This is a genomic window from Cellulosimicrobium sp. EB106-03-01-XG111 (genome assembly GCF_058792115.1).
The window spans coordinates 151,954-166,087 of sequence record NZ_JBYTEQ010000006.1; the positions used below are offsets into that span (position 1 = coordinate 151,954).

11 protein-coding genes are annotated in these 14,134 nt (G+C 75.3%); 7 read left to right on the plus strand and 4 right to left on the minus strand.

Annotated elements, in window-relative coordinates; all coding sequences use genetic code 11:
• Nucleotides 1–23: 23 nt before the first annotated feature.
• The 3 genes from AC3WT4_RS07780 to AC3WT4_RS07790 are packed head-to-tail and all read right to left on the minus strand — an operon-like array spanning nt 24 to nt 3,293.
• On the minus strand, nt 24–809 hold the full coding sequence (locus tag AC3WT4_RS07780; protein ID WP_400112509.1) for an exodeoxyribonuclease III: 786 nt from the start codon (nt 807–809) through the stop codon (nt 24–26).
• A gap of 49 nt (nt 810–858) precedes the next feature.
• Nucleotides 859–1,599, minus strand: a complete 741-nt coding sequence (locus AC3WT4_RS07785) for a response regulator (RefSeq protein ID WP_492315174.1) — start codon at nt 1,597–1,599, stop codon at nt 859–861.
• Nucleotides 1,596–3,293, minus strand: coding sequence for an ATP-binding protein (locus tag AC3WT4_RS07790; protein ID WP_492315175.1), 1,698 nt, complete (start codon nt 3,291–3,293; stop codon nt 1,596–1,598). Before AC3WT4_RS07790 ends, AC3WT4_RS07785 begins: the two co-directional genes overlap by 4 nt.
• Before the next feature lie 202 nt (nt 3,294–3,495).
• On the opposite strand from AC3WT4_RS07790, the gene AC3WT4_RS07795 reads away from it, so the two are divergent.
• The 7 genes from AC3WT4_RS07795 (at nt 3,496) to AC3WT4_RS07825 (ending at nt 13,259) form a co-directional block, all read left to right on the plus strand.
• A complete protein-coding gene (locus tag AC3WT4_RS07795; RefSeq protein ID WP_108050956.1) occupies nt 3,496–4,566 on the plus strand; it encodes a Bug family tripartite tricarboxylate transporter substrate binding protein in 1,071 nt (356 codons plus the stop codon).
• Nucleotides 4,563–5,252 carry a tripartite tricarboxylate transporter TctB family protein gene (locus AC3WT4_RS07800; RefSeq protein ID WP_492315176.1) on the plus strand — a complete coding sequence of 230 codons (690 nt, stop codon included), beginning with the start codon at nt 4,563–4,565 and terminating at the stop codon, nt 5,250–5,252. The genes AC3WT4_RS07795 and AC3WT4_RS07800 overlap by 4 nt, the downstream gene beginning before the upstream one ends.
• Nucleotides 5,245–6,804, plus strand: coding sequence for a tripartite tricarboxylate transporter permease (locus AC3WT4_RS07805; protein ID WP_108051204.1), 1,560 nt, complete (start codon nt 5,245–5,247; stop codon nt 6,802–6,804). The genes AC3WT4_RS07800 and AC3WT4_RS07805 overlap by 8 nt, the downstream gene beginning before the upstream one ends.
• Complete coding sequence (locus AC3WT4_RS07810; protein ID WP_034655300.1) at nt 6,804–7,202, plus strand: universal stress protein; 399 nt, start codon at nt 6,804–6,806, stop codon at nt 7,200–7,202. The genes AC3WT4_RS07805 and AC3WT4_RS07810 overlap by 1 nt, the downstream gene beginning before the upstream one ends.
• A gap of 58 nt (nt 7,203–7,260) precedes the next feature.
• Complete coding sequence (locus tag AC3WT4_RS07815) at nt 7,261–8,025, plus strand: SDR family NAD(P)-dependent oxidoreductase (RefSeq protein ID WP_492315177.1); 765 nt, start codon at nt 7,261–7,263, stop codon at nt 8,023–8,025.
• A 30-nt stretch (nt 8,026–8,055) separates the two neighbouring features.
• Nucleotides 8,056–8,643: an orotate phosphoribosyltransferase gene (gene pyrE, locus AC3WT4_RS07820; protein ID WP_492315178.1), complete on the plus strand. Its 588-nt coding sequence runs from the start codon at nt 8,056–8,058 to the stop codon at nt 8,641–8,643.
• A gap of 227 nt (nt 8,644–8,870) precedes the next feature.
• Nucleotides 8,871–13,259: an HtaA domain-containing protein gene (locus tag AC3WT4_RS07825; RefSeq protein WP_492315179.1), complete on the plus strand. Its 4,389-nt coding sequence runs from the start codon at nt 8,871–8,873 to the stop codon at nt 13,257–13,259.
• A 100-nt stretch (nt 13,260–13,359) separates the two neighbouring features.
• Here the strand turns inward: AC3WT4_RS07825 and AC3WT4_RS07830 are convergent, their stop codons facing one another.
• Complete coding sequence (locus tag AC3WT4_RS07830; RefSeq protein WP_108051200.1) at nt 13,360–14,133, minus strand: HAD-IIA family hydrolase; 774 nt, start codon at nt 14,131–14,133, stop codon at nt 13,360–13,362.
• Nucleotide 14,134 lies beyond the last annotated feature (1 nt).

A 14,134-nucleotide genomic window follows, 5' to 3' on the forward strand; every position in this document is an offset into this window, starting at 1 on the left:
CCCCACGGCGGTCGCCCCGGAGGTCAGTCGGCCAGGTCGACGACGACCGGCACGTGGTCCGACGCGCCCTTGCCCTTGCGCTCGTCGCGGTCGATCGTCACGCCCGTGACGCGCGCGCGGGCGGCGGGCGACAGGTACGCGAAGTCGATGCGCATGCCCTCGTTCCGCGGGAACCGCAGCCGCTGGTAGTCCCAGTACGTGTAGGTGCGCTCGGCAGGGATCGCCTCGCGCGTGACCTCGGTGTACCCGGCAGCGCCGAACGCGGCGAAGGCGTCCCGCTCGGCGGGCGTGACGTGCGTCTTCCCGGCGAAGTACGCGACGTCCCACACGTCGGTGTCGAGCGGCGCGACGTTCCAGTCCCCGACGAGCGCGACCTGCGCCGCCGGGTCGGCGGCGAGCCAGCCCGCGGCCTGCGCGCGCAGCTCGTCGAGCCAGCGCAGCTTGTAGGCGTAGTGCGGGTCGCCGACCTCGCGCCCGTGCGGGACGTAGAGGCTCCACACGCGCACGCCCCCGCACGTCGCGCCGAGCGCGCGCGCCTCGACCCGGTCGCCGAAGGCGGGCTGGCCGGGGAACGACGTCTCGACGTCGGCGAGGCCCACGCGCGAGACGACGGCGACGCCGTTCCACTGGTTCACGCCCACGTGCGCGACCTCGTACCCGGCCGCCTCGAACGGCGCGACGGGGAACTGCGCGTCCGTGCACTTGGTCTCCTGGAGCGCGAGGACGTCGGTCCCCGTCCGCTCGAGGAACGCGACCGCGCGGTCGACGCGGGCACGGACGGAGTTGATGTTCCAGGTCGCGAGGCGCACGGGCCCCACCGTACGGCGTCGCGGTCACGAGCCGCAGCGGCCCCGGCGGTCAGGCAGGTCGGTAGCCGTTCTCCGGGCGCCCGGCCGCGCCGTACCGGGGCGCGACGTCGGCACGCCCCGTGGCGACGAGGTGCTCGAGGTAGCGGCGCGCGCTCACGCGCGACATGCCGGTCCGCGCAGCGACCTCGCCCGCCGACGCGTCGCCCGCGTCGGCGCACGCGGCCGCGAGCGCCTCGACGACGAGCCGCAGGCTGCGCTCGGACAGGCCCTTGGGCAGCGCCGCGGTGTCCGGCGCCCCGCGCCGCACGAGGCGGTCGACGGCGTCCTGGTCGAGCACGTCGCCCGTGGCGCGGAGCGTGTCGCGCAGGCGCGCGACCTCGTCGAGCCGGCCGCGCAGCGCCGCGGCCGTGAACGGCTTGACGAGGTAGTGCTGCACGCCGCCCGCCATGGCCTGACGGACGCTCTCGAGCTCGCGCGCGGCGGTCGTCGCGACGACGTCGACGGGCGGGGAGGGGCGGCGCCGGATCTGGCGCAGCACGTGCAGCCCGGTCGCGTCGGGCAGGTAGATGTCGAGCAGGACGACGTCCGGGTCGAGCACGGCGAACGCGCGCAGCGCCTCGGCCGCGGTGCGCGCCTCGCCCACGACGACGAAGCGCGGGTGCGACTCGACGAAGCCGCGGTGCAGGCGCGCGATCGTCGGGTCGTCCTCGACGACGAGGACGCGCAGCCGGTCGCCCGGCGGCGCGGTCGTCCCGCCGGAGGATGCGAGGGTGCGGTCGCCGGGCGTCACGACGCGGCCTCCGGCGTCCGGGAGATGCCGCCCGCGCCCGCGGTGGCGGCGACGGGCTGCGCGGGGAGGGCCACGGCGACGCGCGCCCCGCCGAGCACGGAGGTGGTCACCTCGACGGTCCCGCCGCGCCGCGCGGCGACGCGCCGCACGAGCGCGAGCCCGATGCCGCGCCCGTGCGGGCCTGCCTTCGTGGTGTACCCGGCGGCGAAGACGTCGGCGCGGGCGCCCGCCGGGATGCCGGGGCCGTCGTCCTCGACGACGACCACCACGCGGCCGTCCGGCGTCGGACCGGTGCCGTCGGGCGCGCGGTCGGTCACGAGCACGCGGACGCGGCCCCCGGGCCCGACGGCGTCGACCGCGTTGTCGACGAGGTTGCCGAGCACGGTGAGGGCGTCGCCGTGCAGCGCGGCGTCGTCGGGCCCCGCGGGCTCGGCGAGGTGGGCGGACGGCGAGACCTCGAGCCGCGAGCCGCGCTCGCGCGTCGTCGTGGCCTTGACCAGCAGCAGCGCGGCGACCTCGGGGGAGTGGACGCCGGGTGCGACGCCCGACGCGGTGAGCAGCCCGCCGTGCCCGGCGCGCTCGATGAACGCGACGGCCTCGTCGGCCTGCCCGAGCTCCAGCAGGCCCGAGACGACGTGCAGCTTGTTGGCGAACTCGTGGGACTGCGCGCGCAGCGCGTCGGTGAGGCCGCGTGCCCCGTCGAGGTCGCGCAGGAGCGCGTGCAGCTCGGTGTGGTCGCGCAGGAGGAGCACGGTCCCGACGGCGCGGCCGTCCACGCGGGCCCGGTCGGCGCGCGCGAGCAGCACGCGCTCGCCCGCGAGGACGAGCGCGCCGCCCTCCTCGGGCCCGGCGGCGCGCGCGTCGGCGTCGGCGGGGTCCGCGGCGTCGGGCACGAGCGCGAGGAGCTGCGGGTCGAGGACGTCGTGCGCGGGCCGCCCGACGGCGTCGGACGCCGCGACCCCGAGCAGGCGCTGCGCCTCGTCGTTGACGAGCACGACCGTCCCGTCGCGGTCGAGCGCGACGACGCCCTCGGAGATGCCGTGGAGCATCGCGTCGCGCGTCTCGAGCAGCCGGCCGATCTCCTCGGGCTCGAGCCGGAAGATGCGACGGCGCACGGCGCGCGTGACGAACGCCGCGCACACGACCCCGAGGGCCGCCGCGACGCTGAGGGCCGCGAGCAGCCACCCGAGGTCGTCGGCGAGGTCGTCGGCGAGGTCGGACTCGAGGATGCCGACGCTGGCCGTGCCGACCACGTCCCCCTCGGGCCCGAACACCGGGACCTTGACGCGCCAGGACTCGCCCAGCGTGCCGGTCTGCGTGCCCGTCCACACCTCGCCCGAGAGCGGGACCGACGGGTCGGTCGAGACCGTCTCGCCGATGCGGGTCGGGTCCGGGTGGGAGTACCGCACGCCCTCGTCGTCCGTGACGACGACGTACGTGACGTCGGACGCCTCGCGGATCACCTCCGCGATCGGCTGGATCGTCGCGGCGGGGTCCTCGTCGTCGAACGCGTCGATGATCGCGGGCAGGCGCGCGACGGAGAACGCGACCGCGGTCATGCGGTCGAGGTAGGCGTCCCGGAGCTGACGGTGCTGCAGGGTCGAGGCGACGGCCCCCGTCGACGCCACGACCAGGAGCACGATGGCGACCTGCAGCACGAGAAGCTGCACCCGGAGCGACACTGCTCGACCCACCGGACCAGTGTGCCCCAGGCCCGCCGCGGGCCAGGCCCCGGCCGCGACCACAACGACCGCAACCTCCCCAACGACCGCAACCACCGGATCGACCGCAACGTCCAGTACGACCGCAGCCCCCGGTGCGGCGCGCCACGCTCCTACGCTCCCCGGATCAGGTCGTGAGGCCCGCGCCGTTGCGGGTCCCGCTCAAGGAGGAGACATGCGATCCGTCGTCCGCCCGCGCTCCGGGCACACCGTCAGCCCGCGGCACGCTCTCACCGCGACGCTCGCCGCAGGACTCGTCCTCGGTCTCGCCGCGTGCTCGGGCCTCGAGCCCAGCGCCCCCACGACGGGCGGGTCGGGCGACGCGTCCGGCGAGGCCGCCGCGTCCGTCGACGAGCTCGCGATCGTCGTCCCGGCCGACCCCGGCGGGGGCTGGGACCAGACCGGCCGCGCGATGCAGCAGGACCTCCAGGGCTCCGGTCTCGTGCGCACGGCGACCGTGACGAACGTCGGCGGCGCCGGCGGCACGGTCGGCCTCGCGTCGCTCGCCAACACGACCGACCCCCACACGCTGCTCGTCATGGGCCTCGTCATGGTCGGGGCGGTCGAGACCAACGAGTCGCAGGCCCGCATCGAGGACACCACCCCGATCGCGCGGCTCACCGAGGAGCCGCTCGTCGTCGTCGTGCCCGCGTCGTCGCCGTACCAGACGCTCGAGGACCTCGTCGACGACGTCGTGGCGAACGGCAAGTCCGTCTCCATCACCGGCGGTTCCGCGGGCGGGGCCGACCACATCCTCGCGGGGATGCTCCTCCAGGCGGCCGACGTGCCGTCGGCGGAGGTGGGCGGGCTGCTCAACTACGTCGCGTACTCGGGCGGCGGCGAGTCGCTCGCCGCGCTGCTCGGCAACAAGGTGAGCGCCGGGATCTCCGGCGTCGGCGAGTACGCGGAGCAGGTCAAGGCCGGGACCGTCCGGGCGCTCGCGGTCTCGGGCGCCGAGCGCACGGACCTGCTGCCCGACGTGCCGACGATGACCGAGGCCGGGTACGACGTCGAGCTCACGAACTGGCGCGGCGTCGTCGCGCCGGGCGACCTCTCCGACGAGGACCGCCGCGCCCTCGAGCTGCTCGTCAGCGAGATGGTCGCGTCCGACGAGTGGCAGGCGACGCTCGAGGAGAAGGGCTGGGACGACGCGTTCCTCGTGGGCGAGGAGTTCGACGGCTTCCTCACGGAGAACATCGCCGACATCCAGATGACGCTCACCGACGTCGGCCTGGTCGCGCCGTGACCAGGCGCCGCGCCTCGCGCGACGCGCCACCCGACGCGTCGCGCGAGCCGGGGCCGTCCGACGCGGCCCCCGACCCAGGACCGTCCGCCGCCGAGCCCCGCCCCGGGCCGGCGTCGGCACCGGCCGTCGGCGACCCCGCCGACGGCCCGGCCGCCGGGGACCCCGCAGGCGCCACCCCCGCCGCGGGTCCCTGGCGGCGACCCGGCGAGCTCGTCGTCGCCGGCGTCACCGCCGCCCTCGGAGTGTTCGTGCTCCTCGACGCCGGGACGATCGTCGTGCCCGGCTCGGCGAACACGCTCGGGCCCCGGGCGTTCCCCTACCTCGTGGGCGCGATGCTGCTCGCGACCGGCCTCGTGCTGCTCGTCGCCGTCTGGCGGGGGCACGGCGGCCAGGAGGAGGACGGCGAGGACGTCGACCCCGACGCCCGCACCGACTGGCTGACCGTCGGGCTCCTCGGCGCGGTGCTGTTCGTGCACGTCTACGCGATCAACCTCGTCGGGTGGCCGCTCGCCGCGACGCTCCTGTTCGCCGGGGCCGCGATCGTCCTCGGCGCCCGCCCGTGGTGGCGCGCCGCCGTGCTCGGCCTCGTCCTGGCCCTGGTGATCCAGGTCCTGTTCGGGGGCGTGCTCGGGCTGTCGCTCCCGCCCGGCCCGCTCCTGGAGGGGGTGACCTGGTTCCGTGGATAACCTCACCGCGCTGCTCGACGGGTTCGCGACCGTCGTCCAGCCCGTCTACCTGCTCTACGCGCTGTTCGGCGTGTTCGTCGGGACCGCGGTCGGGGTGCTCCCCGGCATCGGCCCCGCGATGACGATCGCGCTCCTCCTGCCGCTCACGTACTCGCTCGACGCGACGGCCGCCATCATCGTGTTCGCCGGCATCTACTACGGCGGCATGTACGGCGGGTCGACGACGTCGATCCTGCTCAACACGCCCGGCGAGTCGTCGTCGATCGTCACGGCGCTCGAGGGCAACAGGATGGCCCGCGCGGGCCGCGGGGCGGCCGCGCTCGCGACCGCCGCGATCGGCTCGTTCGTCGCGGGCACCATCGCGACCGTCGCCCTGACCTTCGTCGCGCCGTACGTCGCGCGCTGGGCCGTGCAGCTCGGCGAGCCCGACTACTTCGCGCTCATGGTCGTCGCCTTCGTGACGGTCGGCGCGCTGCTCGGGTCGTCGGTGCCGCGCGGCATGGCGTCCCTGTCGCTCGGCCTGTTCCTCGGGCTCATGGGCACCGACACGCTCACCGGCCAGCAGCGCTTCACGTTCGGCGTCCCGACGCTCGCCGACGGGATCGACGTCGTCATCGTCGCCGTCGGCCTCTTCGCGGTAGGGGAGGCGCTGTACGTCGGGTCGCGCCTGCGGCACGGTCCCGTGCACGTCATCCCCGTCGAGAAGGGCTGGCGCTCCTGGATGAAGCGCGAGGACTGGCGGCGCTCCTGGAAGCCGTGGCTGCGCGGGACGGCGATCGGGTTCCCCGTCGGCACCATCCCGGCGGGCGGCGCCGACGTCGCGACCTTCCTGTCGTACGCCGCCGAGCGCAAGGCCGCCGGGAAGCACAAGGACGAGTTCGGCAAGGGCGCGATCGAGGGCGTCGCGGGCCCGGAGGCGGCGAACAACGCCGCGGCGTCCGGCGTCCTCGTGCCGCTCCTCACGCTCGGCCTCCCGACGACGGCGACCGCCGCGATCATCATCGTCGCGTTCCAGTCGTACGGCATCCAGCCCGGCCCGCTGCTCTTCGAGAGCCAGTCCGCGCTCGTGTGGGCGCTCGTCGCGAGCCTCTACGTGGGCAACCTCATGCTCATCGTGCTCAACCTGCCCCTCGTGGGCATGTGGGTGAAGGTCCTCCAGATCCCGCGGCACTACCTCTACGCGGGCATCCTGCTGTTCGGCGCGCTCGGCTCGTACGCGCTGAACTTCTCCCCGGTCGACGTGCTCATCCTGCTCGTCATCGGCGCGATCGGGTTCTTCATGCGGCGCTACGGCTACCCCGTCGCCCCCATGGTCGTCGGCATGATCCTCGGCCCCATGGCCGAGGACCGGCTGCGCCGCTCGCTCGCGATCAGCCAGGGCGACCTGACGACCCTCGTCACCAGCCCGTTCGCCGCGACGGCCTACGCCCTCGTCGCCGTCGTGATCCTCGCGGGCCTGTGGCTGCGCCGGCGCGAGCGCCGCACCGGTGCCGAGCTCGCGGAGCTCGCCGAGGACGTCCGCGTCGAGGCCCAGGACCAGGAGGTGCGCTGATGACCGTCGTCCTCGCCTACGCGCCCGGCGAGCTCGGGACCGCCGCGACGCGGGCCGCGGCCCGGGCGGCCGTCCTGCTCGGCACCGGCGTCGTGGTGGTCAACACGACGCGCGGCGACCGGCTCGTCGACCCGCGCTGGGCCGACCATGACCAGCTCGTCGAGGTCGGCACGATCCTCGAGGAGGCAGGGGTCGAGCACGAGGTGCGGCACCTGCAGTCCTCCGCGCTGCCCGCGGAGGTCGTGCTCGGCGTCGCGGCCGAGGTCGACGCCGACCTCGTCGTCGTGGGAGTGCGGCACCGCACCCCCGTGGGCAAGCTCGTGCTCGGCTCCACCGCCCAGCAGATCCTGCTGGGCGCCGCGTGCCCCGTGCTCGCCGTGAAGCCGCCGGCCCGGTGACACGACTCCACCCCGCCTGCGGGCGCCCGGGTCACCCGGGCGCCCGTAGGCTGTGACCATGGCGACAGCACTCATCACCGGCGCGAGCGCCGGCCTGGGTTTGGAGTTCGCGTGGCAGCTCGCCACGGCGCGGCACGACCTCGTCCTCGTGGCGCGCGACGAGGCGCGCCTCGAGGAGACCGCACGGCAGATCCGCGCCGCGGCCGGGGTGCGCGTCCAGGTGCTGCGCGCCGACCTCTCGGTGCCTGACGACGTCGCGCGCGTCGCGGAGCGCCTCGCCACGACCGGCGGCCCGGACGAGCGCCCGGTCGGCCTGCTCGTCAACAACGCGGGCTTCGCGACGCACCAGCGCTTCGTCGGGGGCGACCTCGACGTCGAGCTCGAGGCGCTGGACGTCATGGTCCGCGCCGTCATGGTCCTGTCCCACGCGGCGGCGGGCCAGATGACGGAGCGCGGGCGCGGCGCGATCCTCAACGTCGCGTCGGTCGCGGCCCTCACCGCGGGCGGCACGTACGCGGCGGCGAAGGCCTGGGTGCGGTCCTTCACGGAAGGCCTCGCCGTCGAGCTGCACGGCACGGGCGTCACCGCGACCGTGCTGTGCCCCGGCTTCACGCACACCGAGTTCCACGACCGCGCGGGCATCGACAAGTCCGTGCTCCCCGACCTCGCGTGGCTCGACGCGGACCGGGTCGTCGCGGAGGCGCTCGCGGACGTGCGGCGGGGCGTCGTCATCTCCACGCCGTCGGTGCGGTACCGGGTCGCCTCGGCGGCCCTGCGCGCGATGCCGCGCTCCGCCGTCCGCGCGATCGGCAAGTACCGCTAGGCACGGGGCGGGCCCGATACCCTGGCGGTCGTGACTACCGACCCCGCCTCGACGCTCGCCTCGACCCCCCGCGAGCAGCTGCTCGGCCTCATCCGCGAGCTCGCCGTCGTGCACGGCCGCGTGACGCTCTCCTCGGGCAAGGAGGCGGACTACTACGTGGACCTGCGCCGCGTGACGCTGCACCACCGCGCCGCGCCGCTCATCGGCCACCAGCTCCTCGACCTCCTCGAGGAGCAGGGGCTCGGCACGGCGGAGATCGACGCGGTGGGCGGGCTGACGCTCGGCGCCGACCCCATCGCGAACGCCCTCCTGCACGCCGCCGCGTCCCGCGGCCAGGACCTCGACGCGTTCGTGGTGCGCAAGGCGGCCAAGGCGCACGGGATGCAGCGCCAGATCGAGGGCCCCGACGTCGCGGGCCGGCGCGTCGTCGTGGTCGAGGACACGACGACGACGGGCGGCTCGCCGATCACGGCGATCGAGGCCGTGCGCGCGGCCGGGGGCGAGGTCGCGGGCGTCGCGACGATCGTCGACCGGGCCACGGGCGCGGGCGCCAAGATCGAGGCGCTCGGCGTGCCGTACCACTACCTGTTCAGCCTGGAGGACCTGGGTCTCGCCTGAGCTCCTCCGCTCCGTCTCCCGCCGCTCGACGCGGCGCACCGCCCCGCGGCCTCCTGGGTCGCGGGGCGTCGTCGTGCGACGAGGCGCGCGTCACATCTCGATAGGTCAGGCTTACCTTGCTTTGGTGAGGCGACCCTTATATGGTCCGTCACGACGGAGCGTGAGCACGCTCCCTTCTCGGTCCCGCTCCCCGCCGGGACCTCGCCCGGACCAGCACGGGAGACCTTGTGCGCACTTCATCGTCGAGACGCGTCCGACGCGCCCTCGCCTCGTTCCTCGCCGCGGCGCTCGCCGCCGGCCTCACCGTCGCCGGCACCGGCGCCCCGGCCCAGGCGGCCGCGGCCGACGTGACCGGCGGGTCGGCCACCTGGAACTTCGTCGACTCGTGGACGTCGTACGTCACGGGCGGCATCGCCCAGGGCGCGATCACCCCCCCGCTCCAGGGCGGCCAGGCGTCCTACGGCCCCGCGTCCGGCAGCTACGACGACGCGTCCGGGACGGGCTCCGTCCGTCTCGGCGGCTCGACCCGGTACGAGGGCCACCACGGCGCGCTCGACGTGACGATCTCCGACGTGCGGCTCGACCTCACCGGCCCCACGACGGGCGCGGTCTACGCGGACTTCGCGGGCACCGTCAACCCTGGCGCGGGGAACGACGTGAAGGTCGCCGACGTCACGGTGTCCGCGACGCGAGCCGGTGACGAGGTCACGTTCGTGGCGGACGGGACGGTCGTCGGGACGCTCGGGAACGTCTCGCCGTACTTCTCGTCGTACGCGGGCAGGCCCATGTCGACCCTGACCGCCCGCGTCGTGTCGCCCGAGCCGGTGGCGCCCGCGCAGGCGACGACGACCACGCTCGTCGCGGCGCCCGCGGGCACGTCCGCGGCCGGGGCGACGGTGACGCTCACCGCGACCGTCGCGCCCGCCGCCGCGGGCACGGTCGAGTTCCGCGACGGCGGCACCGCCCTCGGCACCGCTGCCGTGGCCGACGGCGTCGCGCGCCTCGAGACCACGACCCTCGCCGCGGGCAGCCATCAGCTGAGCGCCGCCTTCACGCCCGCGGACCCGGCCGCGTTCGTCGCCTCGGCCTCCGCGGCCGTCGCGCACACGGTGACCGCCACGGAGCCCGAACCGGAGCCCGAGCCGGAGCCCGCCGTCGAGCCGGCCGTCACGGTGTCGCCGTCGACGCCCGTCGACCCGGCGGTGGAGAACACCTTCACGATCTCGGGCACCGGGTTCGTCGGCGCGGGCGCCGCGAACGGCGCGTACGTGCTCCTCGGCGACGCCGCGATCTGGGACGGCAGCGGCCCGCTCGTCGCGAGCGGCTGGCTCGCCCAGGGCTGGGTCATGCCGCAGCAGGTGCGCGACGGCGCGTTCACCACGACGCTGACCGTCCCGGCAGGAAAGCTCGACCCGGCGAAGCAGTACGTGGTGGCGACCTCCGCCGCGCACGGCCTCTCGGTGACCGACCGCAGCCTCGACACGTTCACGCCCGTCGCGGTCCAGGGCAGCACGGCGCCCGAGCCGGTCTGGGAGCCGCAGATCACCCTCTACGCCGCCGACGGCACGACACCGCTCGGAGACGCGCCCGTCCGCCCGGACGACAGGATCGTCGTCAAGGGCTCAGGCTTCGACCCGGACGCGAACGTCGCACCGGCGGGCAACCGTCCGCCCATTTCCGGGGGCATCCCCGCGGGCACCTACGTGGTCTTCGGCAGCTTCGCGGCCGACTGGCGCCCGTCGGAGGGCGCTCCGTCGAGCGCGCGCACGGCCGGCTCGCAGCAGTGGGCCCTCTCGTCCGCGGCGCTCGACCAGGTGGACCCGCGCTACCAGTCCGCGATCCGCGGGCAGTGGGCCGAGCTCGCGCCGGACGGCACGTTCACCGCCGAGCTCGTCGCGAGCGAGCTCGGGCGCGAGGGCGGCCGTTACGGCGCGTACACGTACGCCGCGGGCGGCACGGTCAACGCCGCGCAGGAGCTGTACGCGCCCGTCGCATTCACGACCGAGCCCGAGGCGCCCGAGTGGACGCCCGAGATCACCGTGCTCGCCGCGGACGGCACGACGCCGCTCGGCGACACCCCGGTCGCGGTAGGGGACACGATCGTCGTCCGGGGCACCGGCTTCGACCCGGCGGCGAACGTCGGCGGCCGCGGCGTCCCGATCCCGGCGACGCTCCCGCAGGGCACCTACGTCGTGTTCGGGAGCTTCGCCGAGCAGTGGCGGCCGTCCGAGGGCGCCGCGTCGTCGAACCGCAAGGTCGGCTCGCAGGCGTGGGCCCTCGCCGAGCCCGTGCTCGACCAGGTCCCCGCGCAGTACCAGTCGGTGGTCCGGGCGCAGTGGACGGACATCACGCCGGACGGCACGTTCGAGGCGCGTCTCGTCGTGAAGAACCCCGCCGCGCTCGAGGGCGGGCGCTACGGCGTCTACACCTACGGCGCGGGCGGCGTGAGCAACGCCGCGCAGGAGCTCTTCGTCCCCGTCGCGTACGACGCACCGGGCACGCTCACCGTCACGCCCGCGTCCACCACGGTGGAGGCCGGCTCGACGGTCCGCGTCACGGTGCGCGGTCTCGGCGCGGACGACGCGATCAAGGCCGTGACGTTCGGCGGCGCCCCGGCGTCGTACTCCCGCGACGGCGCGACGCTCGTGCTCACGGTCCCCGCCGGCACCCCCGCCGGGTCCGTCCCCGTGGTCGTCACGTCGGAGCTCGGCCTGACCGGCAGCACCACGCTGACCGTGACCGCCCCGGTCCCCGGCGGCGAGGCGAAGGCGACCACGACGACGCTCGCGTCGTCGGCGACGTCGGTCGTCGAGGGCACGGCGGTGACGCTCACCGCGACGGTCGCGCCGAAGGGGGCCGGCACGGTCCGGTTCGTCGAGGGCGGCACGACCCTGGGCACCGCGACCGTCACGGACGGTGCCGCGACGTTCCGGACGGCCCCGCTCGCCGTCGGCTCGCACGCCCTGAGCGCGACCTTCGTCCCCACGGACGCCACCGCCTACCGCGGCTCGACGTCCGCGCCGGTGACGGTCGCGGTGACCGCCACGCCGGTGACCCCGGCGCCGACGACGGCCGGCAGCCTCACGTGGGGCGTCAAGGAGTCGTTCCGCAGCTACATCGTGGGCCCGGTCGCGAAGGGCGGCGCGACGGCGACGGACGGGGCGAGCGTCGTCGACGGCGTCTTCCGCTTCGGCCAGGCCGACGGCGGCACGTGGACCGCGGCGAGCAGTCGGGGGACGGCCCGGTACACCGGGACGGTCCGCTTCACCGGCCACGCGGGCGCGCTCGACCTCACCCTGTCGAACCCGGTGGTCGAGATCACCGGCCCCGGCACGGGTCGCCTGCTCGCGGACGCGCGCTCCACGGGGCTGGACGGCTCGACGTTCGACCGCACGGGCGTCGCCGTCGCGACGCTCGCGCTCGGCACGCCCACGACGGGCGCGGACGGGGCCGTGACGTTCCGGGACGCGGCCGCGACGCTCACGGCGGACGGCTCGCTCGCGTTCGTCGGCTTCTACCCGGCCGGTACCGCGCTCGACCCGGTGACGTTCACGGTCGGCGCCAAGGCGACCGCGCCCGGGGGCGGCGGCACCATCGGCGCCCCGGGTGACGGCTCGACGGGCGGGTCGGTGGACCCGGCCAGGGCGACGCTCTCGGTGGCGCAGGCACGGCCGGGCGACGAGGTGACGATCAGCGGCGTCGGGTTCGGCGCGGGCGAGACCGGCATCCGTACGGAGCTCCGCTCGACGCCGCGCACGCTCGCGACGGGCACGACCGCGAACGCGGGCGGTGCCGCGACCTCGACCGTGACGATCCCGAAGGACGTCGCGCCGGGCGAGCACACGCTGCTCCTCGTCGGTGCGGGCCACACGGCGTCCGCGCCCCTCACGATCGTCGGTGCCGGCACGACCGGCACCGGCACCGGGTCGGGCAGCGCGGCGGAGCAGTGCTTCGCCCAGGGCGTCCACGGCGCGACCCTCTCGTGGGGCGTGAGCGACCGGTTCCGGTCGTACGTCACCGGCCCGATCGCGAAGGGCTCGGTCTCGACGGACGGTGTGCGGGACGGCGGCTCGGCGTTCACGTGGAGCGGCGGCAAGGGCTCGTTCAACACGGACCTCGGCAAGGGCCGCGCGAGCTTCGGCGGCTCGGTGTCGTTCTCCGGGCACGAGGGCATCCTCGACCTGCGGATCAGCAACCCGCGCGTCGTCGTGGACGGGTCGTCGGGCACGCTCGTGGTCGACGTGCAGAGCAGCGACATGGAGGGCAAGAAGTCCTCGTCGACCGGCGTGGCGTTCGCGAGCCTCGACCTGTCGGGGAAGAAGTCCACGTCGGGCTCCACGATCACGTGGAGCGGCGCCCCCGCGACCCTCACGGCCGCCGGCGCGAAGGCGTTCGCCGGGTTCTACGAGGCCGGCACCGCGCTCGCGCCGGTGACGGTCAGCCTTCCCGTCGGCGGCGACGTCGAGTGCGACGCCTACTCGGGTGCGCTCGCCACCACCGGCTCCGACGCCGGGAGCCTCGCGCTCCTGGCCGGGACGCTGCTGCTCACCGGCGCGGCACTGGTGGCCGTCCGACGCCGCCGCGCAGGCCGCGCGGAGGTGGCCGCGGCCGCCTGACCCGGTCCCCGCACGACGACGCCCGGTCACCACGAGGTGACCGGGCGTCGTCGTGCGTGCGGTGCTCCCGGGGGGCCGGCCGGGCCGGCCCGGCGTGTCCTCAGACGAGGTCGACGAGGTCCGCGACGGAGTCGACGACCTTGCTCGGCCGGAACGGGTAGCGGTCGACGTCGGCCATCCTCGTGGACCCGGTCATGACGAGGTAGGTGTACAGGCCCGCCTCGATGCCCGCGACGACGTCGGTGTCCATCCGGTCGCCGATCATCGCGGTCGTCTCGGAGTGGGCGTCGATGCGGTTGAGCGCCGAGCGGAACATCATCGGGTTCGGCTTGCCCACGAAGTACGGCTTGCGGCCCGTCGCGGACGTGATCATCGCCGCGACGGCGCCCGTGGCAGGCAGCGGGCCCTCCTGCGACGGACCGGTCGTGTCGGGGTTGGTGCAGATGAACCGCGACCCGCCCAGCACGAGGCGGATCGCCTTGGTGATCGCCTCGAACGAGTACGTGCGGGTCTCGCCCAGCACCACGTAGTCCGGGTCGGACTCGGTGAGCGTGTAGCCGGCCTCGTAGAGCGCCGTCGTCAGCCCGGCCTCGCCCACGGCGTACGCGCTGCCCTGGGGGATCTGGTCGGTGAGGAACTGCGCGGTCGCGAGCGCCGACGTCCAGATCGACTCCTCCGGCACGTCGATGCCCGACGTCGCGAGGCGCGCCCGCAGGTCGCGCGCCGTGAAGATCGAGTTGTTCGTGAGGATGAGGAACGGCCGGCCCTTGTCGCGCAGCGCGCGCACGAACTCCGGGGCGCCGGGGATCGCGTGGCCCTCGTGGACGAGCACGCCGTCCATGTCGGTGAGCCAGCTCGTGATCTCTCGTGTCATG

Excerpts from the sequence above, each read along its gene's own strand:
- AC3WT4_RS07795 (WP_108050956.1), top strand. The coding sequence starts at position 3,496 with ATGCGATCCGTCGTCCGCCCGCGCTCCGGGCACACCGTCAGCCCGCGG.
- AC3WT4_RS07810 (WP_034655300.1), top strand. The coding sequence starts at position 6,804 with ATGACCGTCGTCCTCGCCTACGCGCCCGGCGAGCTCGGGACCGCCGCG.
- AC3WT4_RS07815 (WP_492315177.1), top strand. The coding sequence starts at position 7,261 with ATGGCGACAGCACTCATCACCGGCGCGAGCGCCGGCCTGGGTTTGGAG.
- AC3WT4_RS07830 (WP_108051200.1), bottom strand. The coding sequence starts at position 14,133 with ATGACACGAGAGATCACGAGCTGGCTCACCGACATGGACGGCGTGCTC.